16 protein-coding genes and 1 tRNA gene are annotated in these 23,761 nt (G+C 71.0%); 7 read left to right on the top strand and 10 right to left on the bottom strand.

The annotated features are described in order from the left end of the window. Positions 1 to 6: 6 nt before the first annotated feature. The 3 genes from BL254_RS03450 to BL254_RS03460 all read left to right on the top strand — a co-directional run bounded on the left by BL254_RS03450 (position 7) and on the right by BL254_RS03460 (position 2,279). Positions 7 to 201, top strand: a complete 195-nt coding sequence (locus tag BL254_RS03450) for a helix-turn-helix domain-containing protein (RefSeq protein ID WP_047224555.1) — start codon at positions 7 to 9, stop codon at positions 199 to 201. A gap of 192 nt (positions 202 to 393) precedes the next feature. Beyond that, positions 394 to 678, top strand: coding sequence for a hypothetical protein (locus tag BL254_RS03455; RefSeq protein WP_076842498.1), 285 nt, complete (start codon positions 394 to 396; stop codon positions 676 to 678). 266 nt (positions 679 to 944) lie between these two features. Further along, positions 945 to 2,279: a site-specific integrase gene (locus tag BL254_RS03460; protein WP_083730807.1), complete on the top strand. Its 1,335-nt coding sequence runs from the start codon at positions 945 to 947 to the stop codon at positions 2,277 to 2,279. 47 nt (positions 2,280 to 2,326) lie between these two features. Here BL254_RS03460 and BL254_RS03465 read toward each other — a convergent pair. Together BL254_RS03465 and BL254_RS03470 are read right to left on the bottom strand one after the other, a co-directional pair. Further along, positions 2,327 to 2,399 (bottom strand) — tRNA-Thr (locus BL254_RS03465). A gap of 283 nt (positions 2,400 to 2,682) precedes the next feature. Continuing rightward, the gene (locus BL254_RS03470) at positions 2,683 to 3,477 is read right to left on the bottom strand and encodes a FadR/GntR family transcriptional regulator (protein ID WP_162233252.1); all 795 of its coding nucleotides are present in this window, start codon (positions 3,475 to 3,477) and stop codon (positions 2,683 to 2,685) included. A gap of 422 nt (positions 3,478 to 3,899) precedes the next feature. On the opposite strand from BL254_RS03470, the gene BL254_RS26780 reads away from it, so the two are divergent. After that, positions 3,900 to 4,583 (top strand): MarR family winged helix-turn-helix transcriptional regulator, encoded by a 684-nt coding sequence (locus BL254_RS26780; RefSeq protein ID WP_076842499.1) that lies wholly within the window; start codon positions 3,900 to 3,902, stop codon positions 4,581 to 4,583. Between the two features lie 239 nt (positions 4,584 to 4,822). Here the strand turns inward: BL254_RS26780 and rlmB are convergent, their stop codons facing one another. Beyond that, positions 4,823 to 6,028 (bottom strand): 23S rRNA (guanosine(2251)-2'-O)-methyltransferase RlmB, encoded by a 1,206-nt coding sequence (gene rlmB / locus BL254_RS03480; RefSeq protein ID WP_076842500.1) that lies wholly within the window; start codon positions 6,026 to 6,028, stop codon positions 4,823 to 4,825. Positions 6,029 to 6,197: 169 nt separating this feature from the next. Further along, complete coding sequence (locus tag BL254_RS03485; RefSeq protein WP_076842501.1) at positions 6,198 to 7,487, bottom strand: cytochrome P450; 1,290 nt, start codon at positions 7,485 to 7,487, stop codon at positions 6,198 to 6,200. Between the two features lie 598 nt (positions 7,488 to 8,085). Here BL254_RS03485 and BL254_RS03490 point away from each other — a divergent pair. Then, positions 8,086 to 9,615, top strand: a complete 1,530-nt coding sequence (locus BL254_RS03490) for an NAD(P)/FAD-dependent oxidoreductase (RefSeq protein WP_076842502.1) — start codon at positions 8,086 to 8,088, stop codon at positions 9,613 to 9,615. 111 nt (positions 9,616 to 9,726) lie between these two features. On the opposite strand, the gene BL254_RS03495 is transcribed toward BL254_RS03490, so the two are convergent. The 4 genes from BL254_RS03495 to BL254_RS03510 all read right to left on the bottom strand — a co-directional run bounded on the left by BL254_RS03495 (position 9,727) and on the right by BL254_RS03510 (position 18,655). Next, positions 9,727 to 10,971 carry a cytochrome P450 gene (locus BL254_RS03495; protein WP_076842503.1) on the bottom strand — a complete coding sequence of 415 codons (1,245 nt, stop codon included), beginning with the start codon at positions 10,969 to 10,971 and terminating at the stop codon, positions 9,727 to 9,729. Positions 10,972 to 11,451: 480 nt separating this feature from the next. Then, positions 11,452 to 11,721, bottom strand: a complete 270-nt coding sequence (locus BL254_RS03500; protein WP_047224549.1) for a hypothetical protein — start codon at positions 11,719 to 11,721, stop codon at positions 11,452 to 11,454. A gap of 71 nt (positions 11,722 to 11,792) precedes the next feature. Next, positions 11,793 to 13,454, bottom strand: a complete 1,662-nt coding sequence (locus BL254_RS24760; protein WP_083730809.1) for a hypothetical protein — start codon at positions 13,452 to 13,454, stop codon at positions 11,793 to 11,795. Beyond that, complete coding sequence (locus BL254_RS03510) at positions 13,451 to 18,655, bottom strand: type I polyketide synthase (protein ID WP_076842504.1); 5,205 nt, start codon at positions 18,653 to 18,655, stop codon at positions 13,451 to 13,453. Before BL254_RS03510 ends, BL254_RS24760 begins: the two co-directional genes overlap by 4 nt. Positions 18,656 to 19,636: 981 nt before the next feature. Here BL254_RS03510 and fdxB point away from each other — a divergent pair. After that, on the top strand, positions 19,637 to 19,936 hold the full coding sequence (gene fdxB / locus BL254_RS03515) for a ferredoxin III, nif-specific (RefSeq protein WP_047224548.1): 300 nt from the start codon (positions 19,637 to 19,639) through the stop codon (positions 19,934 to 19,936). 815 nt (positions 19,937 to 20,751) lie between these two features. Beyond that, positions 20,752 to 21,033: a hypothetical protein gene (locus BL254_RS03520; protein WP_013871966.1), complete on the top strand. Its 282-nt coding sequence runs from the start codon at positions 20,752 to 20,754 to the stop codon at positions 21,031 to 21,033. Positions 21,034 to 21,119: 86 nt separating this feature from the next. Here the strand turns inward: BL254_RS03520 and BL254_RS03525 are convergent, their stop codons facing one another. After that, on the bottom strand, positions 21,120 to 22,010 hold the full coding sequence (locus tag BL254_RS03525; RefSeq protein ID WP_076842505.1) for a NifU family protein: 891 nt from the start codon (positions 22,008 to 22,010) through the stop codon (positions 21,120 to 21,122). A 41-nt stretch (positions 22,011 to 22,051) separates the two neighbouring features. Then, positions 22,052 to 23,659, bottom strand: coding sequence for a nickel-dependent hydrogenase large subunit (locus tag BL254_RS03530; protein WP_076842506.1), 1,608 nt, complete (start codon positions 23,657 to 23,659; stop codon positions 22,052 to 22,054). Positions 23,660 to 23,761: the final 102 nt, after the last annotated feature.

Below are 23,761 nucleotides of genomic sequence, written 5' to 3' on the forward strand. Positions count from 1 at the left end.
GGAACTGTGAACAAGCTCCTTCTCACTCCGACCGAAGCCGCTGATCTGCTGGGCGTGAGCCGCACAACGGTCTACGAGCTCCTCAACGCCGAACAGATCGAATCTGTCCGGATCGGGCGGGCGCGGCGGATACCGCGGGCGGCGCTCGTCGCCTACGTCGATCGGCTCCGTGGGCTCTCCGATGGGGAGGTGGCGGCGTGATCGCGGTCAGGCAGGGGCGACGGGTCGCAGATGTTCGGCAATCCACCCGGACCAACGCGCTGGCTCGTGGCCCACCCGGGAGGCTTCGCAACGACCCGATCCTGAAAGATCCAATAGGCGGTCCCGGCGGGTGCTGGAACACCACACCGGGACCTAGATCCGCACCCCTTCTCATCCAAGGAGCGCAGACCTGTGCCCATCATTCCGCCTGACCATGGCCCGTGGCGCACCCCGTCCAGCCAACCGCCGTTCGTGACCGTTCAGCGGTCCCACTCCGGTGACTACGCGGTGACCGTCCGGCCGGGTGCCGACCCGGTCGACGTGAGCTCGGCGCTCGGTGCTGTGCCGGTGGACACCGTGTTCACCGAAGCCTTCGGTGATGTCGACATCACCCTGATCTTCCGGGCGATCCCTGGAACGTCGGCGCTGCTGCCCGCAGGAATCGGCGACCCGCCGCGCATCCCGGCCATGCGCTGACCCGCGCGGTTCTTCTCCCTTCCCCATTTCTTTCCCGTTCCTCTGGTAGGCGCACTACCTGCCGGGGAGCCGGCCGGGTCCAGGGTCGGCGAAGCCGATCACGAAGTGACGCATCAGCGCCCTGGACGCGGCCGGCTCCCCGGCAGACCCTTCCGCGCCCAGAGGACCGGACCCAACGGCAAGCACGCAACCTGGCGACCGGCAAGCCTCCGGCGGCTTCCTCCGTCTTCGCCTTCACCTCTTTCGGCAAGGAGTGATCTTTCATCATGTCCGGCAAACGCCAAGGCCCGACCGGACCCACCGACGGCGACGAGCCAACCGGCACTGACGGTCAAGACTCGGACCGCCAGGTGCCGAACACCCTTGCTCGCCGGGGCCGTCGGCGAAGCCACGGGGACGGGGCGCTGTTCCAGCGGGCCAGTGACGGCCTGTGGGTCGGGCGAGTCGATCTCGGCTGGATCGACGGGAAACGGGTCCGCAAGACCGTCTACGCCAAGACCGAGAAGGAATGCCGACGCAAACTCAAGGAGGTTCAGAAGGCCGCGGAACAGGGTGTGAACCTGAATGCCCCGAACCGGACCGTTTCGGAGTGGCTGACCGAATGGGTTCGGATGAAGAGCGAGGACGGTACCCGTCCTACCACCGTCGCCGGGTACAAGTGGGCTGTCGATCTCTACATCGTGCCGGTGGTGGGCCGGGTTCAGCTCCTGAAGCTCACCCCGTCCGACGTCACCAGGGTGATCGGGAAAGCTCGGGAAGCAGGACGCTCGCCCCGTAGCCTCCAGTTCATCCATGGGGTGCTGCGTAACGCGCTTGCGGACGCTCACCGGCTCGACCTGGTGCCTCGCAACGTCGCGAAGGCGGTCAAGGGACCGTCGGTGCCACTGCGGCGGGTCCGTGCCCTCCACGTCGATGACGTCCGGGCGCTCAGCCGGGCGATGCACGACGACCCGTACGGGCCGATCTTCATATGTGGTCTGATGTTGGGGCTGCGGCGAGGGGAGATCCTCGGCCTGAGGTGGGCCGACATCGACTTTGACGCAGGGGCGCTGCACGTCCGACGCACGTTGCAACGCGCGAACGGAAAGCTGATGTTCATGCCGGCCAAGACCGTTCGGTCACATCGGACGCTGCCGCTGTCGGGCTCTCTCGTCGAGATTCTCAAGGAGCATCGCCGGTCCCAGGAAGGCGCCATGGCCACCGCCGGCCCGGACTGGATCGATCATGATCTTGTCTTCGCCTCGGCGATCGGCACACCTCTGGACCCACGCAACGTCAATCGACGGTTCACTGCGATCCGTACGGCGGCCGGGCTCCCGTGGGTGAGGCTTCACGATCTCAGACACGCATTCGCGACACTCCTCGTTGCCGAAGGCGTCCCCATGCGCGTGATCATGGAATTGCTCGGTCATTCCACGATCAACCTCACCATGAACACGTATGCCCACGTCCTACCTGAGGCGCAGGAAGACGCCGTGGCGCGTCTCGATGGCCTCGTCATGGGTGATGATCAAGACGAGAAGGCTACAGAGGCCACCGACGAACCGGGCAAGGGCGAAACGGACGGCGTAGATGGCCTGGGTACACCGCTGGGTACATAACGATCACTTTGGGGCCGGGTCGGTGGCGAAGGCCCAGGTCAGGAGGGAGCCGGCGAGGGGATTCGAACCCCTAACCGCTCGATTACAAGTCGAGTGCGCTGCCAGTTGCGCCACGCCGGCCGGTCCGAGGACGCTCCCTAGCGTAGGGCATCGAGGGAGGATCACGCGCCTCGGGGCCGAGTGATCGCTGGGACGCCGGTCGCGTCACCGTTCTGCCATCTGCCATCTGCCATCTGCCGTCGGCCGTCGGCCGTCGGCCGTACCGGCGCCGCTGCCGGGGGTTGACGCTGCCGGGGGTTGACGAGGTGCCGGCCGGGGATGCGCCCGGCCTGTGGGTGACCACGCATCCCCGGTCGTGAGGAGTGGGGGCTGCCGCGTCGGAATCGCGTCCCGAGCTGCTTGGTCAGGAGTAGACCGCGAGCATCGGGCCCGGTTGGGAGGCGTTGTCCGTCTCGAGTTCCGTCTCGAGTTCCGTGTCGGTTGTTCCGTTGTCCTGCCAGAATTCGACGGCGCCTCGTACGTCCTGGTTTTCTATCAGGTCGGTCAGGCGTTCGTAGCGGGCGAGTGACCGCCGGATGAACTGCTGTCCGGCCGCCTCGGGGATGTTCCGCAGGGCTGCTTCGTGCTCCTTTCGGAGAAGGGCCGACACGAGTTCCGCCATCAGGATGAGGGTTCTGTTGTGGGATGACCGCACGATCAGGATGCGGAATTCGGCGGACGGCCGGGAGAAATCGAGAATGCTGCGTGACCGGCCGGCGGCCAGCAGGCAGTCGCGGATGCCCCGCAGGTCCGATCCGCTCCGGCGGGCCGCGGCCAGCGCCACCGCCCCCGGTTCCATCACCGCCCGCGCCTCGAGCAGGTCTCGGACGGAGGTGCCCTGCATCTGCAGCCGCAGGCCGGTCTGCCGGGCGAGCACCCGGGTGTCCGGCTCCTGAACGAGCGGTCCCAGGTGGGAGCCGCGCCGAAGAACGATCAGGGACTCGGACTCGAGGATGCGCAGCGCCTCGCGCATTGTCGGCCTCGCGACACCATAGATGTCCATCAGCTCGCTCTCCGGCGGAAGATGCTCGCCGGGCCTGACCTCGCCGCGCGCCATCCTGCCCCGGAGGTCGTCGGCGACCAGTTCGGAGAACTTGCTGAACCTCGGCCCGCGTTCCGGCCCGAACATATTGACAGCCATCGTCGTCCTGACAGTCATTTTCGCCCGCCTCCTCGCTGAAGCGTGAGAAGCCATGCTAACCGCGGAAGAGCGTCATGATCCGGCGCGGCCGGATTCTTGTGAGGCCGCACACGCCGTGTGAATCCACCCACACCGGTGTCCGCTGGCCATTGTTTTGGGTTTCCGGTAGGTTGGCGATCCGACCGGCCAGCGCGCCGTCACAACTACCTGACACATCATCGTATCCACGCCGTCACCACGGATGGCGGTTTATGTGCCGCCGCCGGTTGGGGGCGGGTAGGGAGTATTAGAGTGCTGGCGCCGCCATTTCCATGCCGCTGACGTGACAGGCTCGGGATATCCGGGCCCGCTGGTCGGTGTATCCATCCGGTGGTGGTCGGCGTATCCGCCCGGGGGTACCGACGGTATGCGAGACGGTATGCGAGAGGAGAGGCCACGAAATGGAGTGGGACGAACCATCGTCCGCTGTCGCCRTATCCCGCCTCGGGCATTCGATCAAGCGGGCCGAGCAGGCGCTCATCCGGGAGAAGACCCGGGCGCTGCGTGACGTCGGCCTGTCCGTCCCGCAGTACACGGTGCTGCTCACGCTTGCCGACTCGCCGGGGCTTTCCGGCGCCCAGCTCGCCCGCCGATGTATGGTCACGCCCCAGTCGATGGCGAGCCTGCTGCTCACGCTCGAGGCGAAGGGGCTAGTCGTGCGTGAGCAGTCGGACGTCCACGCGAAGGTCTTCCAGTGCCGGCTGACCCCGCCCGGCCGGACGCTGCTGCACCGGGCGGACACCGTCGCCCTCGCGGTCGAACAGCGTCTCACCGCGGTCTTCACGCCCGCCGAGTCGGAGGAGTTCCGCTCCCTGCTCGAACGGACCGTCGCCATCCTCGACGACGAGACCGGACGCTCCACACCGGCGACATCAGCGGCACCAGCCGCCCCGCTCACGCCAGCTGCGCGGCAGACGCCAGCTGTGCCGCCCACGCCGGCCACGTCACCCATGCCAACCGCATCACCTGCGCCGGCAGCGTCGCCCACGCCAGCCGCAGCGCCCACGCCGACCGTGCTGCCCACACCCGGCGTGCCGTCCACGCCCGCCGCGGCGGCGCACTGGTCGCAGGCAGCCGGCCAGTAGCGCGGTGACTACCGCTGCCGGCCCACTTCAGAGCCGGCCGGGTCCGAGGCCGGTTGAGCCCGGCCAGCATGATCGTTGTGATTCTGGTGCTGCTGGAACAGCATCAGAATCACAACGATCACAGCACTGCCAGAGGCTCGCCGGCCGCCAGAGACGCAACAGTGTTGCCTGCGGAGTGTTGCCTGCGGAGTGCTGCCTGCGGAGTGCTGCCTGCGGCTTGCGGGCTGTTGCCGGGGGAGTCAGCGTGGGTGCGTCTCCGCCGCGTCCAGCCGGCGGCGGCGGGCGATCTCGGCGAGTGCCACGCCCGCGGCGACACCGGCGTTGAGTGACTCGACATCCCCGGCCATCGGGATCCGCACGGTCAGATCGCAGCGTTCCCCGACCAGCCGCGACAGGCCGCGGCCCTCCGAACCGACGACCAGCACGAGCGGGTCGGAGGCCATCTCCAGCTCGTCCAGGCTGATTTCGCCGTCCGCGGCGAGCCCCACCACGAACAGGCCGGCCTGCGCCCAGCCGGTCAGTGCGCGTACGAGGTTCGTCGCCCGCGCCACCGGCAGCCGGGCCGCGGCGCCGGCCGACGTCTTCCAGGCCGCCGCCGTGACGCCGGCCGCCCGCCGTTCGGGCACCACGACCCCGTGCGCGCCGAACGCCGCCGCCGACCGGACGACCGCGCCGAGGTTACGCGGGTCGGTCACGCCGTCCAGAGCCACCAGCAGCCCGGGCGGCGCTTCCTGGGCACGGGCGAGCAGATCATCAGGATGGGCGTAGCGGAACGGCGGCACCGACAGCGCCAGCCCCTGGTGCGGCGCGGAACCGCACAGCCGGTCCAGGTCGCCGCGCGCGACGTCCGCGACGGCCACCCCGGCGCGCGGGGCCAGCCGGCGGGCCTCGTCAAGGCGTTCGTCGTACTCGGTCCCGGCGGCCACGTAGAGGACGGAGGCGGGGACGCCCGCCCGCAGCGCCTCGACCACCGCGTTACGGCCGACCACCAGCTCCTCGGGCTCGTCACGGTCCGCGCGGCCGGTGAAGCGCCCGGCGCGGGCCGGGCCGGGCCGGGCCGATCCGGTCGGGCGGCCCTGTCGTGACGCACGTGGGCCGCGGGGTCCGGTGTCACCGGCCCGGTCGTCACGGATCCCGGCGCCGGCGCCGCGCGGCCGGTTGTCACGGTCCCGGTCGTCACGATGGGTAGTCTTGTCGGTGGCACGCGTCGCTCTGGACCGCCGCTCCTCGCCGGCCGCGGCCGCGGCGGCCCGGCGCTGGGCCGGGTGGCCGGGACGCAGCTCCGCCGGCGGGGTCGCGCCTCGTCCCTCAAGGGCCTTCCGCCGCTGCCCTCCGCTGCCGAGCGACGCCCCCTTGCGGTGCGAGCCGGCTTTGGCCGCGCGACCACCCTGGCCGCCGCGGGCCACACCACTGCCGCTGCCGCCGCGCCTGGACTGGCCGGCCATCAGAGGGCTCCGCGGGCGCGGGGGCCGCGGGCAGCGGAGAACCAGGCATCGGAGAACATCGTCATACGGTATACGGACGCCGGGGCGCCCTGGCGACGCAGCCACTCGCACCCGTCTCGTCCAGCCTTTCGGCTCTTCGATTTCTCTCGATTTTTCGGGCCCGCGGGCTTCAGTGTGCCGCGGCCTGGAAACGCACCGGGAGGTCCGCCAGGCCGCGGATGAGGATGTTCGGCTTGTACGTCGGCCTGTCGGTGAGGATCTCGGCGGTACCGACCCGGTCCGCCCACGCGGCCAGGAAGATCTCCATCTCCAGCAGGGCGAGCGGCGCGCCCAGGCAGTAGTGGTGGCCGAGGCTGAAGGACAGGTGACGGGAGACCGGCTGGTCGCCGTGGAAGCGGGTGACGTCGAGCCGGTCCGGCTCGTCGTAGGCGGCCGGGTCGCGGTTCGCGCAGGCGATCAGGGCGACCACACCCTCGCCGGGGGCGAAGGTCCGGCCACCGACCACCAGCTCCCGCTTGGCGGCCCGGGTGTTCATGTGGATGGGCGAGTCGTAGCGGAGTAGCTCGTCGACGGCCCGGGGGATCAGCTCCGGCCGCTGGCGCAGCAGCTCGAGCTGGTCGGGGTGGCGCAGCAGGGCGAGGGCGCCGTTGCCGACCAGGTTCACGGTCGTCTCGTGGCCGGCGATGATGAGGGTGATGCAGGTGCCGAGCAGCTCGTCCGCGGTGAGCCGGTCGCCCTGGTCCTCCACCGCGGCCAGGGAGCTGATCAGGTCGTCCCCGGGGTGCCGGCGCCGTTCGTCGACGAGCTGGCGGAAGTAGCCGGCGAACTCCGGCAGCGCCGCGTTACGGGCGGCGAGCGCTTCGGGGGTCATGTGGAGGTCCGGGTCGAACGCGCGGGAAAGCGCCTGCGACCACTTCTGYACCAGCGGGTGGTCCTCGGTGGGCACGCCCAGGATCTCGCAGATCATGGTGAGTGGCAGCGGGYAGGCGATCGTCTCGATGAAGTCGAACTCGCCGGCGTCGAGCGCGGCGTCGATCAGTTCGTCGACGAGTTCCTCGATACGTGGCCGCAGGCCGGCCACCCGGCGCGCCGTGAAGCCCTTGGTGACCAGGCCGCGCAGCCGGGTGTGGTCGGGCGGCTCCATCCACAGGAAGGTGTCCGGGAAGGCCGACGCCGGGATGGTCGGGTGCAGCTGCTCCGCCTCCTTGTCGTGCCCCCAGTCCGCGCTCTGCAGGATCTTGACGCAGTCGACGTAACGGGTCGCCACGTGCAGCCCGAAGTCCGACATGTGCAGGGGGCCGGCGTCGCGCAGGTGGTCGTACCGGGAGTACGGGTCGGCCCGGTTCGCAGGGTCGAACAGCTCGTCCAGCAGGGACGGCGTGACGGGGCTGACGGGCGTCGTCGCCTGGCTTCCCCGGCCCCCCTGGGTCGTTGCCGCCTGGGTTGTCGCCACGTCCATGTCGGCTCCCTCTCGCGATTCTTCGGTGCCGCCGTCACTGGTTGTCTTCGGCCACGGGGGCCGCACCGGCGGATGTGCCCGGCGCCGGTAACGCATTCGTCGAGCACACCGGACCGCCCGGTGGGACGGTATTCCAGCACGCCCGGCCGGCGGTTCGGTAAACGGCGAGTTTACATTTCGGGGCGAGAACAAGACGCCCCTGAGATGGCCGTGATTCTGCTGCTCCAGCTATTGGGACGTCGAATGGAACAATTGGATTCACTGATGGTGGCCGGGGGTGTACAAAAGATCGGTGTGGCCGTCCCAAGGGCTGCCTGGTGAGGTGTTGTCAAGCCTGCGAACTGCGGTTACTGTGCTTCTCTGACAGTGGCTGACGGAGGCTGGCAACCATTTTTGTCAGTCATCGCCGGCCTGGTTGACGTCAGAGCGGCGCTGCCTCCAGAATACTGGTGGCAAGGCGCTCGGAATCGCCGGGTCAGCTGGTTGGTGGCGGCTTGTCCATGGTGCGCGGACGAGCCCTGGGAAAGTTTTCGGTACAGCCGGGCCATACCGGCCGGGAATACGTGACGGCGAACGTCTGGCAGCCACGGGAGGCGTGATGGACAACGGCGCGGTGCTCCCGACGCCGGCCAGGGAATCACACCCCGATCCCGTGGTTCCCCCCGTTGACGGGGATTCCCTGGAACCATGGCCCGGCCGGCCGTCACATCCGCGGGCGGCCGAAGACGGCCGTGGCCACGCGGTCGTCCTCGGCGCCGGCATGGCCGGGCTGCTGGCCGCCCGGGTGCTCTCGGAGACCTTCGAGCGGGTCACGGTGCTGGAACGGGACGTGTTCCTCGACGGCGGTCCCCACGGCGACTCCCGCCGTGGCGTGCCCCAGGGCCGGCACCTGCACGGGCTGCTCGACCGCGGACGCCAGATCATGGAGGAGCTGTTCCCCGGGCTGACCACGGAGCTCACCCAGCGGGGCGCGTCCACGATCGAGACGCTGGTGGGTTCCCGCTGGTACCTGCGGGGGCTGCGGGTTCGCTCGACCCCGACCGGGCTGACCTCGGTGCTTGCCAGCAGGGGGCTGCTGGAGGACGTCCTGCGGGCGAGGCTGCGGGTGATCCCCGGCGTGGAGTTCGTCCAGCGGACGTCCGCGACCGGGCTGGTCGCCGCGCCGGAGGCGCCCGATCGGATCATCGGGGTGCATGTCACCCGGCAACCCCGCGGTGCCGGTACCGGAGTTGTCCACGCGGACCTGGTGGTGGACGCGACCGGCCGGGCCTCCCGCGGCCCGGACTGGCTGACCGCCCTGGAACTGCCCGCCCCGCCCGAGCGGCGGACCGACGTGGATCTCGGATACGCGTCGCGTTTCTACCGGCACCGTCCCGAGCATCTCGACGGCCAGCGTTCGGTCATAGTCTCGACCATGCCCGGATTCCGTGGCGGCGGTGCCGTCGCGCTGGAGGGCGGCCGCTGGCACGTCACGCTCGCCGGAATGCTCGGCGACCATCCGCCGACGGATCCCGAGGGATTCGAGGCGTTCGCCCGAACTCTGCCCGTACCCGACATCTACGACCTGGTCACGTCGACCGAGGCGTTGGGCGACCCGGTGCCCCACCGTTTCACCAGTTCGCTGCGGCGATACTACGAGCGGGTGAAGAATCCGCCCACCGGATTCCTCGTCATCGGTGACGCGATATGCAGCTTCAACCCGCTCTACGCCCAGGGAATGACCGTGGCGGCCCAGCAGGCGTGGGCGCTGCGGGACTGCCTGCGGGCCGCCGGCCCGGATCTGCCGKCCCGTTTCTACCGGCAGGCCGGCCGCGTCGTGGACGTTGCGTGGGACATGGCCAACGGAGCCGACCTGCGCTATCCCGGCGTCCAGGGGCGACGCGGCCTGCGTGACCGGCTGGTGGGCCCGTACGCGGAACGGGTGCAGGTCGCCGCGCATCAGGACGCCACGGTGGCGCGCGCCCTGATGAACACGCTGAACCTGGTGGACGCCCCGACAGCGCTGCTGCGCCCGGCCGTGGCCGCCGGCGTCCTCCGCTTCGGCTGGTCACACCCGACCGCACCGGCGCCCACGCTCACGGCCGCGAGCGCAGCCGGCCGGTCGTCAGACCAGGCCGGTTCTGCCTGACCGGCTCACACGGCCGCCTCCTCACAGCCTCTGCCCCGGCCTGTGTACCGCCTCCGGCCTCCGTACGGGCCCCGTACGGGCCCCGTACGGGCCCCGTACGATCCGGCCTGTTCAGGACAGCCGGACGGGCAGGGCCGCGAGGCTGCGTACGGTCAGGTGCGGCCGGTAGGGCGGCGGGTCCACGGCCAGGGTGAGCCCCGGGGCACGCTGGACGAGCGCCCGCAGGGCGATCCGTGCCTCCAGCCGGGCGAGCGGCGCGCCGAGGCAGTAGTGGATGCCCAGCCCGAAACCGAGGTGCCGGTGCGCGGGAGCGGCGCCGGCGTAGCGGGTGATGTCGAAACGGTCCGGATCCGTGAAGACGTCCGGGTCCCGCTGGGCCGCCGCGCTCAGGATGATGATGATCTCACCCTGGTGGAACGCGTGCCCGGCGATCTCGGTGTCCCGCAGGGCGAGCCGGCCGACGAGCTGGATGGGCGGGTCGTAGCGCAACGTCTCGTCGATGACGGAGGGTATGAGGGCGAGATCCGTACGTAGCAGGGCGAGCTGGTCGGGGTTGCGCAGCAGCGCCAGGACGGCGTTGCCGATCAGGWTGACCGTTGTCTCGTAGCCGGCGACCAGCAGCAGGGCGCACAGCTCCAGCAGTTCGCTCTCGCTGAGCACGTCGCCCTGGTCCCGCACCGCCACGAGTTCACTGAGCAGGTCACCGGCAGGGCGGGCTCGGCGCCACGCGATCAGCTCGGTGAAGTAGGCGTCGAACTCGCGGGAGGACGTCCGGCGCCGGGCCAGCTCGTCGGGGGTGAGCAGGTAGTCCGGGTCGATCCCGCGGGTGAGGTCGTTGGCCCAGCCCCGGAAGGTCTGCTCGTCCCGCGCCGGCACGCCCAGCAGGTCGCAGATGACGCGCAGCGGGAGCGGGCGGGCCAGCGCGTCGATCAGGTCGATCTCGCCTCCCCGTGCGAGCGCTGCGTCGATCAACGTGTCGACCAGGGAGGTGACCCGTGGCTGGAAGGCGGCGACCACCCGGGGGGTGAACGCCTTGCTGACCAGCCCGCGCAGCCGGGTGTGGCTGGGCGGGTTCATCCGCAGGAAGGATCGCAGCCCGCCGTCCAGCGCGTCGGCGCGACGCCACGCGTTGGTCCCCGACTCGCCGCGTCCCCAGGCCGCTTCCGACAGGGCGGTCACGCAGTCGGGGTAGCGCGTCAGCACGGTGGCCCGGCCATCTCCCAGGGGGACGCGGTAGAAGGGATCCGCCGCGCGCAGGGCGCGATAGCTCGGATAGGGGTCGGCACGGCGAGCCGGATCGAAGGCGCCGAACGCCAGCGGTGCGGCGGGAGCGTCCGATGCCGAGGCGGAACTCATGACCGGGTCCCCTCCTTGTCGTGGTCGTCCCAGCGGCCGGGCATGACAGCCGCCGGCTCGCCGGGGCCGTCCACACCATGCCTTTCGCGATTCACCTGTGCCCTCGCCCGGGCCGGGTGATGCCGCCGGGTAGAAGAATGCCGGGACGGTATTACTCGCCGATGAATCGGCGCTGAACCGATACCGGCGGGAACCGCACGAACCGGTGATTCGGCACGTAGGCGAGCCGTCAACGAAGCGTCGATAGTCAGCGGAAACGACGTGACCGGAAATTGGAAAAAAATGCGTGAAGAACAGCCGGACGGATGCTGGCCGGCAACCGTGGACGGGCCTGCCGTGCGGGCGGGGCCCGGCGAAACCGGCCGCCGGCGAGGCCGGAACGCCGTGCGGCAGACGTGCGGCAGACGCGTGACGGCCCGGGCGCACGACCGCGCGATGCCGGTGCGCCCGGGATGACGAGACGACGGGAGCCGGGGAGCGTCAGCCCGGGCCGGGGGCCGTGCGCTCCCTCGGGCCGAAGGTTGCCTGCTCGCTCATCCAGGTCAGGTCGGGTACCCGGACCCGCAGCCGGTCCGCTATCTCCTCGACGGCCAGACCCCGGCCGATCGCCTCCTGGATCGCCAGGCCACGAACGGTACGCAGACGCACCCGCTGAGGATGATCGTTCCAGAGCAGATCGTGAGCGACCGCTGCGCGCTCGACCGGGTCGGAGATCGCGATAATTTCGTCGAAGAGCAGCACAACGCACATGGTCCTGCGATCGTGACCAGCCAGCAAGGGCACGCCGTGCCCGGATGGGCACGATCGCGGCCGTCCGGACGCTACCTTCCGACGGTCCGGACGCGCCGGGCCGAGAGCGGGACGCGCCGGAGCCGTTCCGGGTCGGGCCGACCGACCCGCGCGATCCACAGTGGCCGTTCRGCCACGGCCGAGGTGAGTGTCAGGACCGACCCGAGCGTGGTCGGGCAGTCGATGAGGTGGGACTGCGGGTGCGCGGCCAGCCCCTGGCGGGTCAGTGTCAGCCACAGGCGTTGGACGAGCCGTCCGAACTCCACCTCACCGGCTGCGTCAGTGCCTGCCGGGACCAGCAGCATCAGCACCGGGCCGCCGCCCCGGAACGGTCTGGCCTGCCCCTGTGCCAACGCGTTGCGCAGGCCGTGACGGCGCGGTTGCGGGTGCCTGCGGCGCAGCGCCGTCCGCAGCCCCCACACCTCGACCCGGGTGAGGGCCAGCGCGACGTCGCTGAGGCCGTCGCGTTGATAGTCGGGGTGCCGGCTGCTCAGCCGTGACCACTGCCGCAGCTCGGCCAGGATGTCCCGGTTCGCGACGAACCAGCGGCTGGCTTCCAGCAGCAGTGGGTGCAGGACGGCGGAGTCCAGCGTGACCAGCCGTCCACCGGCGGCGGCGGTGAGCGCGACGAGTTCGTCGGTGACCTCCGGCGGCAGCGGCTCGTCGGCCCAGCGTCCGCGCCAGGTGCGCCGCGCGACGACGTCCGCCACGGTGAACGGGGTGGGCGCTGGTTCGGGCGCGGCCACCAGTCTGCCGACGCGGCGGCCGGCCGCGTCGTGGTCGGCGACGAAGCGGGCCGCCACTCCTTCGGTGCCGCAGACGACCAGGCAGGACTCGACGAACGCGCCGAGCGACAGGCGCAGGTCACGGCGGACGGGGTCGCTGGGGCCGAGTTCGTACCGGCCGTCCCAGCCCACTTCGACCGTGTCCGTGGCGCCGGACGGGTAGCGCAGCGCCCACGGCTGGCAGTTGTGGGCGCTGGGAGCGCGGTGGAACAGCGGTTCCAGGGCGCGTAGCTGGTCGGTGAACCGACTGCCATGATCGAAAATGGCGTCGACCACGCCGGCCTGGCCTGCGCCGGCCAGATCGGGAAGCACCTGCCGGGGAGCGGGACGGGTGTCGCGGGAAGCGCCGCCCACGTCGTGGTCCGTGGCCGTGTGGTCGCGGATGCCGCCGCGGTTGTGGCTGGCCTCCGGTGGCCAGGACACCGGTCGGCCCCGGCCCCGGCCCCGGCCCCGGCTCCGACTTCGGCCCCGGCGTCGGCGTCGGCGTCGGCCCCGGTCACCGGACGGTCGTGTGAGCGTCGAGGCAGGGACAAAACGGATGATCAGGAGGCCGAGCAGAACGCCGATCAGGGCATCGAGCAGGACGTCGGGGAAGAAGGCGGGGCCGGTGGCGAGGGTGAAGAGCCCGATCGCCAACATCCCGCAGACCAGGAAGGTGGTGACGGCCACGACGAGGACGAGCGCGGTGGCGCTGATGATCCGTCTGCCCCGGAAAAGGCCGCCGATGACAGCACGCCTCACGACGCTCCCCGCCGGCTCGGCCGTCCCCGCTGGCTTGGCCGTCCCGGACGGCTTGGCCGTCCCGGACGGCTCGGCCGGCGCGGTGGTGGCTGTCGTGCGCGGGACGGGCGACGTCGTGACCGCCGGGGCGTCCGCCAGCGTCGGCCCGGCGCGGCGGACAGCACTCATCCGGCGTCCACCAGCTGGGACGACACGGTGGTGTTCAGCTCGCTCGCCAGCGTCTCGACGGTCCACGCGATCTGTTCGGGGGTGTGCTCGCTGGTGATGAAGAAACGCAGCCGGGACAGGTGCTCCTCGACCGCCGGATACATGATCGGATTGACGCTGATCCCGCGCTCGAACAGCGTGTTGGCCAGCTGGACGCTACGTATCGAGTCGCCGACGATGCACGGGATGATCGGAGTCCCGGCGCTCGTCCCGGTGTTCAGGCCGGCCTCGCGGGCCAGGCGCAGGAACAGGGCCGAGTTTTCGCGCAGCCGGGCCAGCCGGGCCGGCTCCCCCCGCATGACCCGCAGCGCGGCCAGCGCCGCGGCCGTGTTCGGGGGCGTCAGGCCGGCGCTGTAGACGAAGCCCGGCAGCGTGTACCGCAGGTAGTCCACCAGGGCCCGGCGGCCGGCGACATACCCGCCGCAGCTGGCCAGCGACTTCGACAGGGTGCCCATCCACACGTCGACACCGCCGCGGTCCACGTCGAAGTGCTCGCCCGCCCCACCGCCGGCCGCGCCGATCACGCCGATGCTGTGTGCCTCGTCGACCATCAGCAGCGCGCCGTGGCGGTTGCGCACCTGGATCAGTTCGGGCAGGTCCGCGATGTCACCGTCCATGCTGTAGACGCCCTCGACGACGATCAGCACCCGGCGGAAGCGGTGGCGCACCTGCGCGAGCAGTCCGTCGAGGGCCGCGACGTCGTTGTGCGGGAACGGCCGGCGGGTCGCTCCGGACAGCCGGGCCCCCTGCAGGATGCTGTCGTGGGCCAGCGCGTCATGGACGATCAGGTCGTCGGGCCCGACGAGGTGGCCGATCGTCGTGACGTTGGTGGCGTGCCCGCTGACCAGGACGACGCAGTCCTCCACGCCGATCAGGGTGGCGAGCTCCGCCTCCAGTTCGCGGTGCGGCGGCCGGTCGCCGGAGAGGATGCGGGCGGCCGAGACGGAGGAGCCGTAACGGTCCACCGACTCGCTGACCGCCGCGTTGACCTCCGGGTGTCCGGACAGGCCCAGGTAGTTGTAGGTCGAGAAGCTCACCAGCTCCCGGCCGGCCACGACCGTGCGGTCACGGACGTTCCCCTCGTGCAGCAGGAAGTACGGGCTGCGCAGGCCGAGCCGGCCGCCGAGCTCATGGCGTTCGCGCAGCGCCACCACTTCGGGGAAGGACGTGACGTCGGTGGCGGTGCTGTCGGGGCCCGGGCGCGCTCGAGAGCCGTCCGTCCGGTGGTGGCCGGCCCCGTTGCCGGTGCCGTTACCGACGGTGTCGAGCAGCCCGTTTCCCGTGCCCCACGGGTGCGGGTGGGCTGCGGGGCCGTGGGAGTTCCACGGCCGCGCGTCGATACCAGCCCCGATGCCGGCGTCGATACCGGCCTCGATGCCGGTCCCGGCTCCGGCCTGACCGGAGCCGGCCGTTTCGGACGAGTCCCGGGCCGGCGGGCCAGCCGTCTCCGGGAGAAGGCCCGCGGATCCGGCGCGTCGGGCCAGCACGGTTACCAGATCACCGACCGTGGTGATCTCGGCGATGTCCTCGGTGCGCACGGTCAGGCCCGGCCAGCGGCGTCCCAGCGCGTTCACCAGGTCGGTCATCATGATCGAGTCGAAGCCCAGATTCCCCACGAAGGCGTGGTCCTCATGGATGTGGCTCTCCGGATAGGCGCTCAGCCCGGAGATGGCTTCGATCACCTGCGCCCGCAGTATGTCCCGGCCGCGGGCCGGTGCGACCACCACCGTGGTGGGCGCCAGGCCCGCGGCCGGGACGTGTCCGCCCGGCGGGACGAGCGACTGCGGGAGCGGTCCGGTGTCGCCCGCTGCCGCTGGTGCGCCCGCTGCCGCTGGCGCGTCAGGTGCCGGCTGCCGCGGTATGGCTGCCTCGGACAGGCCGGCGCTCGTCCGCGGTGCTCCGGCCGCCGGACCGGACAGGGCCCGCAGCAGGTCGAGCTGCTTGTCGAGGAGCCTGATGACGTTGTCCATATGTGACTCCGGAGAGTAAGTGATCGTGTTAGCGTCGCGGGAGGCGGAAAGCGGGACCTCGCCCCGCCGGGGCCGCGCGGCAGCCCGCTCCCCGTCGGGGGCGGGCCGGTAGGCCGCGACGAGGTTCCCGGCGCCGCCGACACGCCTCTGGGTGGCGGCCGGTGCCATCCGGACGGGCTCGTTGCCGGTGGACCCGGCACCTGCGGAGCCGGTGCCCGCGGTTGCGTCGCCTACGGCCTGGTCGTCCGCTGTGGGCGCGTCCGGTCCGGTGCCGCGTTGCCCGGGTATGGCGACCGACCCGGTGCCGCGCCTGGCCGGGGCGGTGGCCGGCTCGCTGTACGGCCTGGCGGGCTCGGCCGGCGAGCCGGGCCGGGCCGGCGAGCTGGCGGCGTTGATACGTATCGAATAGGCGCTGGTGGCCAACGGTGAGGGAGGCAGGGTCACCAGCTCCCGCTCGCCGGGGCCGAACAGCGGCAGGATGTCGAGCGGGACGCCCAGGCAGGCCAGCTGGCCGAGGCCGGCGAGCAGCGTGCGGCCGTCGTCGGGCTGGCTCGCGGTCAGGGCCACGTACCTGGCCTGGACCGATCCGGCCAGCGACCGGTGCGCCATGGACAGCAGCGAGTCGCCCCCGAACGCCTGGACGAAGATCCGTGCGCCCGCCGCGGCCGCGTCACGGACCGCGTCCATGAAGCGCACCGGAGCCGAGCAGTGCCGTGCCCACAGCGCCCGCAGCTCCCGCGGGTCGTCGCATCGGTGCCCGCTGACCGAGGAGGCAATGATCGTTTTCGGGGCCTGGATGGGCAGGGCCGCCAGCGTGCTCGCCATCCGGGCGTCCGCCTCGGCCACCAGTGGGGAGTGGAAGGCGTGCGAGACCCGCAGCTGTCTGGTCGTGATGCCCTCGGCGGCGGCGCGTTCGCGAAGCCGCTCCAGCGCGTCCAACCGGCCGCTGGCGACAAGCTGCGACGGATGGTTGACGCAGCCGAGCCACACCCCGTCGATGCCGGCGGCGAGCCGGTGGAACGTCGTCTCACCGGTGTGGACCGCGAGCATGCCGCCGCGCCACGCGGGCTGCGCGCCGGCGACGGCCGCGCCCCGTTCGGCCAGGAAGCGCAGGGCGTCGGCCGGGTCCACGGCACCGGCGGTCACCGCCGCCGGCAGCTCCCCGACGCTGTGGCCGACGCAGACGTCCGGCCGCAGCCCACAGCGCGCCAGCAGTTCGCCGACCGCGATTCCCAGCGCCCCGAGCACGGGCTGGCAGATCTCGGTCGCGGTCAGAGCCGTCTCGGCCGTCTCAGCTGCCTCGGCTGCCCGCTGGTCGGCGTCCGGGCGCGGGTCCCACACGAGATCGGCCAGCGAACGGCCGAGCAACGGGCGCAGGACGCCGTCCGACGCGTCGGCCCGCGTGGCGAAGCCGGCGAACCGTCCGTACAGGTCGGCGAGCATGCCCGGCCGCTGGGCCCCCTGCCCGGGGAACATCAGGGCGCTGCGGCGGTCCGCCTCGGGCAGCGGAGCGGACGTGGCGTACCCGCCGTCCGGCAGTTCGCCGAGGCGGCCGGCCCGCAGCCGGGCCGCGGCATCGGTGAGCTGTCGGCACAGCTGGGCGCGGGAGGCCGCGACCAGGCTCAGCCGGGCCGGGAGCAGCTCACGGGTGGCGAGGGTGTGGGAGAGCGCGGCCGGTGTGATCGTCGGATCGGCCTCCAGCGTGTCCCGGACGGCCTCGGCGTGGCTGGCGAGCAACTCCACCGAGCTCGCGGACAGCAACAGCAGCCATGGCCTCCGTGGCGGGGTGTCCGATCGTGCCGGACCGTCCGCCCGGCGCCGCGCCCGGTCCAGGATCACGTGCACGTTGGTGCCGCCGAAGCCGAACGAACTGATCGCGCCCCGGCGGGGCCGCTCCTCGGTGTCCGTCCACGCCCGGGGCCGGGTCGGGACGCGCAGCCCGGCCTCGGCCAGCGGCAGGGCCGGGTCGGGCCGGGTCTCCGGTTGCGGCGGGACGACCCCGTGATACAGCGCGAGCGCCATCTTCACCAGGCTCGCCGCCCCGGCCGCCGCCAGGGTGTGGCCGATGAGGGCCTTGGCCGAGAGCAGGTCGCACGGCTCGGCCGTGGGGTCGCCCGTACGCAGGTCCCGCAGCGCGGCGATCTCGGTCCGGTCGCCGACGGTGGTCCCCGTGCCGTGGGCCTCGATCACGGTCACGGTGCCCGGGGCCACCCCGGCGTCGGCGTAGGCGGCCCGCAGCGCGGCGAGCTGCCCGTGGACGCTCGGCGTCATCGGGCCGGCGGCGCGGCCGTCGTTGGTGATGCCGATGCCACGGATCACCGCGTACACCCGGTCGCCGTCGGCCAGCGCGTCCGCGAGGGGGCGCAGGACGGCGACCCCGCCGCCCTCGCCGAGGACGAACCCGTCGGCGCGCTCGTCGAAGGGGCGGCACACCCCGCTCGGCGAGAGCGCCCCCACCCGGGAGAAGGAGATCAGCGCGTCCGGGGCCAGGTTGAGGAAGACCCCGCCGACCAGGGCGACCCGGCACACTCCGGTGCGCAGCGCGAGGACCGCTTCATGCAGCGCCACCAGCACGGACGAGCAGGCGGAGTCGATGGCGAACGCGGGACCGCCGAGATCGAACACGCTGCTGATCGTCCCGGCCGCCATGTTGAGCAGGCAGCCCGTCAGGGTGTACGCCTGCAGTGGGGCGATGCCCGCGTCCGCGGCCCGCTCGACCGCGGCGAGCAGGTCCGGATCGGCTTCGCCGCCGTGCAGCGAACCGTCCGCGAGCAGGCTCGCTCGCACCCGGGCGCCGGCCAGCTCCCGATAGTCGGACTGGCTGATGCCCACGTAGACGCCGGTACGCGCCCGGTCGAACGGGCGGCGTTCCAGGCCCGCGTCCTGGAGCGCCTCACGGGCGAGGTCGACCAGCAGCCGCTGCTGCGGGTCCATCGCCCGGGCGCGCCGCGGTGGGATCCGATAGTGCGCCGCCGCGAACCGGTCGACGTCGTCGACGAAGGCGACCCGGTCGGTATAGGCCCGATGCGGGCTTCGTGGATTCAGCGGGTCGTAGAAGGTCCGATGAATCCATCGGCTGTCCGGCACCTCGTGAAATTGTGGCCCCGCTTCCTGGATCAGGCGCCAGAACTCGCCTAGGCTGGCCGCGCCCGGAAAACGAGCCGAAAGCCCGACTATCGCAACGTCCGTCACGAGCGATCCCCCCGATGGTCGATTGGTGCAAGGTACCGATCTGGATGTTGTGGCACGGTCCGGGCGCGCCCGCGGGCGGCGGTCGCGGGAGATCTGTCGGGCATGGTTGGTCATGATTTGGCCGCCGTTGCCCGGCAGTCCTCGCCGGTGGTGTTTCTTCGGGCCCTCCGCCGCTTTCGTGCGCCAGTTCATATTCGGTTGGTATTTTGGTGTCGTTATGTTTTCATATGCTGTTGGCAGTATGTTCTGGTCGGCGTCCTGCCCGGTGCCCCGGTCGGCCCGGGAACGATTCCGCCACGCGCCGTCCGACAAGGCGGTGGTGTGCCGGGCCGCGTCGTTCCGCCACCTCCCGTCCCGGCGCACTGCGTTCAGCTCCGCGGGCCTCGGCCGGAGAGGCCTGCGCACGCCGGCTGGAACAGCCCGTTTACTTTGTATCGCTCCTGGAAGACAGTCGAGGGATTGTGGTTCGGCCGGCGGGTCGTCCGCGATGGCCGGCGGGGTGGACACGCCGGCCGGGTGGATATGGATGTGGGCGCGTCACATTTTGTCGGTGCCGATGTCGTCCCCCGCCCGGGTCCCGCCGCCTCACCGCCACCGGTGGGCGCGTCCGGGCGCGTCCGGACAGCCCGGGGCCTCGGTCGTGAAGAGTTCCGCCGCCTCCTGGTCAAGTGGCCGTCCGCCCACATGGCCGAGGCCGAGATGCCGTTTGGTGAGGTACCTCCGTACTTGTACGGTGTCCGCCCGCGGGGCTCACGCCAAGATGGATCTGTAGGCGTCGTAGGTGCCCCTGGGCGACTTCCGTGCTTCCCGTCCACGGGCGGTTCCTCGGACAGGTCGTGTATATGGCGCATCGGACGCCGCTGCGTAGCGGGCCGAAGGTGGCGTGGTCATGTTTTCCGTGCTGCCGGCGGCTCGGCCGTACGGACCCGACAAGAGGCGTGAAGCGCGCCATCTGATCGTTCTGGACCGAGGAGATTGGGAATGAGTCATGTGAAGTTCGCCACCCGCGACGGTACTCCCTGGGTACCTCAGTACATCGTGGCGTTGGACGGGAAGAAATGTATCGGCTGTGGTCGCTGCTACAAGGTCTGCGCCCAGGGTGTGCTCCGGCTGATGGGTGTGAACGACGAGGGTGAACTGGTCGATCCCTTCGACGACGACGAGGACATCGAGCGCAAGATCATGATCATCGATGCCGCCGGCCAGTGCATTGGCTGCAATGCCTGTATCCGGGTGTGCGGTCCGCGCTGCCAGACCTACGCGCCGGCCGAGGCGGCCTGACCCACCGGTATTTCTGTTCCGCTGTTTCCGTTCCGCTGTTTCCGTTTCGCACGGTTGTGTCCCGGCCGGCTCCCGCGGTGACGCCGGACCGCCCGCCGGCCGGAACACGAGGATCGTTCGACCCGCTCCGGACAGCGTCCGGGAACCCGGATCCTCCGATCCGGGTCTCCCATATTGACTCCCGGCTCTCCCGGCTCTCCCGGCTCTCCCGGCTCTCCCGGTCCTCCTGGATTTTCTGGATTTTCCGGCTTTCTGACGTCCGAGCGCGACAGCGGTCTCGAACGTCGAAGATACGCCGGCGAAGGACGGCCGCGTCGTCCCCGGGCCCGCCGGCGCAACCCGGGACTATTCTGGTACCACCAGGCCAACGGCTGCCCACTGGCCAGGTGGCGCGACACGACGACGTCACGGCCCTCGGTAGGCGCCGACAAACCGGTCAGCGGCGGTGCACGGGTCCTGGTCCGGATCTTCTGGTCGGCGTATCGGTCGCGGGTGGTGCTACCTCCGGTACTGTGCGCCTATCTGCGTCTCTGCAGCCGATCGGGGACCGTACGGTCATGGTTTTTCGGGTGGCCGGCAGCCAGAATCCATCAGTAACAACCAAAGATCAATAGATCATGGTTTTCGCGCTGCCGTTGACCTGTTGGACGAGCTTCGAGGAGGGGACAGGACGAAACGCGGTGGATACACCGATAGTCTGCGTGTCTGCGGCACTGTGACGGTGAGCGCAGGGGAGCGGCGTTCGCCGCGACACATGGACGGAAGAACCATGGTTGCGGAGGGCGAGAGCTCGGACATGCGTGAGGAGCGAGCCATTGGCTGGCCGGGACGTCGACTACGATCGCCCGATTCTGCTGGGCTGTGGGCGATGCGACGTGCAGTGGACGGCGTTGACCGCCGCCCACTGCCCGGGCTGCCACGAGACCTTCGCGGGAGTGGGCACCGGGTTCGACGCCCACCGCGTCGACGGCCGGTGCGTTCCGCCCGCGCAGGTGGGCCTACGCCTTGACGGCGGATACTGGGTGGCCGCTGGCGAGCGCGCCCCAGGAAAGATCCTGAGGGCGCCGCATCACTCCGGGATCCGCCAGGCCGGCTGACCGTCGAGGGCCGGGGAGCGATGGCCGGGACCGGCGGCCCGGACAGCCCGGACAGYCCCCGCGTGATCGTGCCGCGTGGCCGGCCGTCATGCGTCGAGCCGTATCCACACCTGGCCGTTGTCCACCCGCAGGGGCAGCTGCGTCAGCTGCGCGCCCGGGGAGTTCAGACAGGCGCCGGAGCGCGCGTCGTAACAGAATCCGTGCCGCGGACAGGTGAGGGTGTCCGTGGCCGGATCGAGCTGCGCCACGTTGATCGGCAGGCCCTGGTGGGCGCAGGTGTCGCGATAGGCGATGAGCTGGCCGTCGAGGCTGATGACCACGATGTTGGCCTTGACGCCGTCGGCCCGCTCGAGATGCAGCGCCGTGATCGGCTGCTCGCCGAGGCCTACCGCAGTCCCGACCGCCACCCACCCGCCGTCGCGGTTACGCACCGGACCCAGCGGGATCAGCGTCGGGGGCGGGTCACCCGCCAGCATCACCACGCGCGCGATCGACCCGACACCGCCGATCAGAGCCTCCTTGACGACTTCACGCAGTGTGACCCCAGCTAGCGCACGGCTGTTGCAGGTGCCACTGACCCGCAGGAACGCGGTGTCCCCGTCCACCCGGACCAGCTCCGCGTTCCCGCCGTGCGCCCGCAGGTACGGGCGGACCTTCTCCAGCGCGCGCAGCGACTCGGTCACCGGCGTGGGCTGGAGGATCCCGTGCACGGAGAAGAGCAGGCGCACCACGGGATCGTCCGCGAGCTCGAACAGCAGCTCCCGGCCGCGGGGATCCTCGCGCAGCCGGCGGACGATCGCGTTGATCCCGCTGCCGTGCAGAGCCTCGACGGYGTGCCGCAGTTGCTCGGCCCGCCGCCGGGCCGCCGGCTCCAGCTCCCGGACGCCGGTCGCCGCCTCGTCGAGGGCCTCTGACAGCGCCTCGAGGCCGGGGCCGGGTTCGTTCCACGTCGGCCCGGTCGGCCGGGCGTCACTCATCGCTGGGCTCCTTGTCCGTCTCCCCCTGTGTCTCCCCCGGGTCAGACCGCACCGTTGATCACGAACTTGCTGAGTTCCCGGCCGGTCCGCCCGTCGTAGGCGTGCACGGTGCACACCAGGCAGGAGTCGAAGCTGCGGGCCACGTGCCCGAGTTCCACCGGGTCCTCGGCGTCGGCGACCGGTGTGCCGACCAGGGCCTGCTCGATCGGGCCGGGCGTCTGCGAGCCGTCCCGCGGGCCGATGTTCCACGCGGTCGGCGTGACCACCTGGTAGTTCGCGATCTTTCCGTCTTCGATGACGATCCAGTCGGCCAGCGATCCGCGGGCGGCCTCGGTGGCCCCGAAACCACGGCCCTCGGCGGGCTCGGCCGGTTTGGTGTAGAAGCTCTCCCGCAGGTCGAGCTGGTCGAGCCACTGCCGCGTCCACTGGTAGTACTTTGCGGCCTCGTGCATCCGGGCGAGCTGGCGGACCAGCACCGACGGCCCGATCCGGGCGATGATGTCGGTGAACAGCGGGTCGTCGTCCTGGTGGGCGGCGGCGCCGGGGGCGCCGGCGACTATCCGGCGGGCCAGTGGGCCGGCCTCCATCGGGACGTATCCCTGCCCCGACAGGTGGTAGCGCGGCGCTTTCGCCCAGCTGTACTTGCCCTGTTCACGCCCTCGCTGCGGGTCGAGCGGCCGGGTCTCGCCGTCGAACGGGTGGCGGGCCTGCGTCCCCTCGTAGAAGGAGTGGGTGACGTCCTCGCGGATCCACCTCTGGTCGAAGGTGAAGAACTCGCCGTTGGAACAGATCCCCGAGCGGGCGATCAGGGCGGCGTTGCGCCCCTCGATGGTCGGCTCCGCGTAGAGATCGGGGTGGAAGTAGGTGCCGGTGGCCAGGTAGTTGCCGACCCCGCCGCCGTAGGTGTCCAGGCCGATGTCACGGCTGTAGCGGATGAAGAAGCCGCAGTCGCTGTCGTGCTGGGAGTCGTTCTCCTCGACCCAGGCGAGCACATCGTCCCAGGTGCGGTTGGCCAGCCAGCGCTCGACCGAGCAGCCGAGCCAGTACTTCTCCAGCCAGTTGTTCTTCCAGTGTTCCAGGATGGCGATCGACCGGGTGACGTCGGAGAGGGTGGGTGCGCCCATGACACCCCCGGGCACCATGAAGCTGGAGTGCGGCCACTGCCCGCCGAGGATCGCGTACACCTCGGTCGGCTTGCCGGACAGGACGACCCCCGGGGCGTAGCTGGTGCCGGTGTACRGGGCGAACCGCCGGACGGCCTCGTCGTAGAGCGGCGAGCGCGCGTACTTCCTGTTCGTCAGGTCGATCGCGAACAGCGCGTAGAAGTAGCGCGGGATGCTCTGCAACGTCTCGCACGCCTGCGCGATGTTGCGGACCAGCGTGGCGTTGGGCGGTATTCGGGTGCCCCATGCCACGTCCAGGGCGTACGCGGACTTGTACAGGTGGCTGCCACCGCAGATGCCGCAGATGCGTGGGGTCACGATCAGGCCGGCCCGGGGGTCCTTGCCCTGAAGGATGATCTCGAAGCCCCGGAACATCGCCGCCTGGGTCCAGGCGGAGGTCACCATGCCGTCGCTGACCGTCACCCGAACGTCCAGATCCCCCTCGACCCGGCCCATCGGGCTGACGTTGAGATCGACGGTGGTCATCGGTGTCCTTCTTCCAGTCGGCGCGCTTGCGTTCGGCGGCGTCCAGCCGGCGTCGCGTCCACTTCGGCCGGCATGGTTCGGCCCGGCGGTGGACGTTCCAGC

Source organism: Protofrankia sp. BMG5.30 (assembly GCF_001983005.1).
GTDB lineage: Bacteria > Actinomycetota > Actinomycetes > Frankiales > Frankiaceae > Protofrankia > Protofrankia coriariae.

What these genes read in the sequence shown, in the direction of transcription:
- BL254_RS03500 (WP_047224549.1), bottom strand. Translation starts at nt 11,721, where the DNA reads ATGTGCGTTGTGCTGCTCTTCGACGAAATTATCGCGATCTCCGACCCG.
- fdxB (WP_047224548.1), top strand. Translation starts at nt 19,637, where the DNA reads ATGAGTCATGTGAAGTTCGCCACCCGCGACGGTACTCCCTGGGTACCT.
- BL254_RS03460 (WP_083730807.1), top strand. Translation starts at nt 945, where the DNA reads ATGTCCGGCAAACGCCAAGGCCCGACCGGACCCACCGACGGCGACGAG.
- BL254_RS03470 (WP_162233252.1), bottom strand. Translation starts at nt 3,477, where the DNA reads ATGACTGTCAGGACGACGATGGCTGTCAATATGTTCGGGCCGGAACGC.
- rlmB (WP_076842500.1), bottom strand. Translation starts at nt 6,028, where the DNA reads ATGGCCGGCCAGTCCAGGCGCGGCGGCAGCGGCAGTGGTGTGGCCCGC.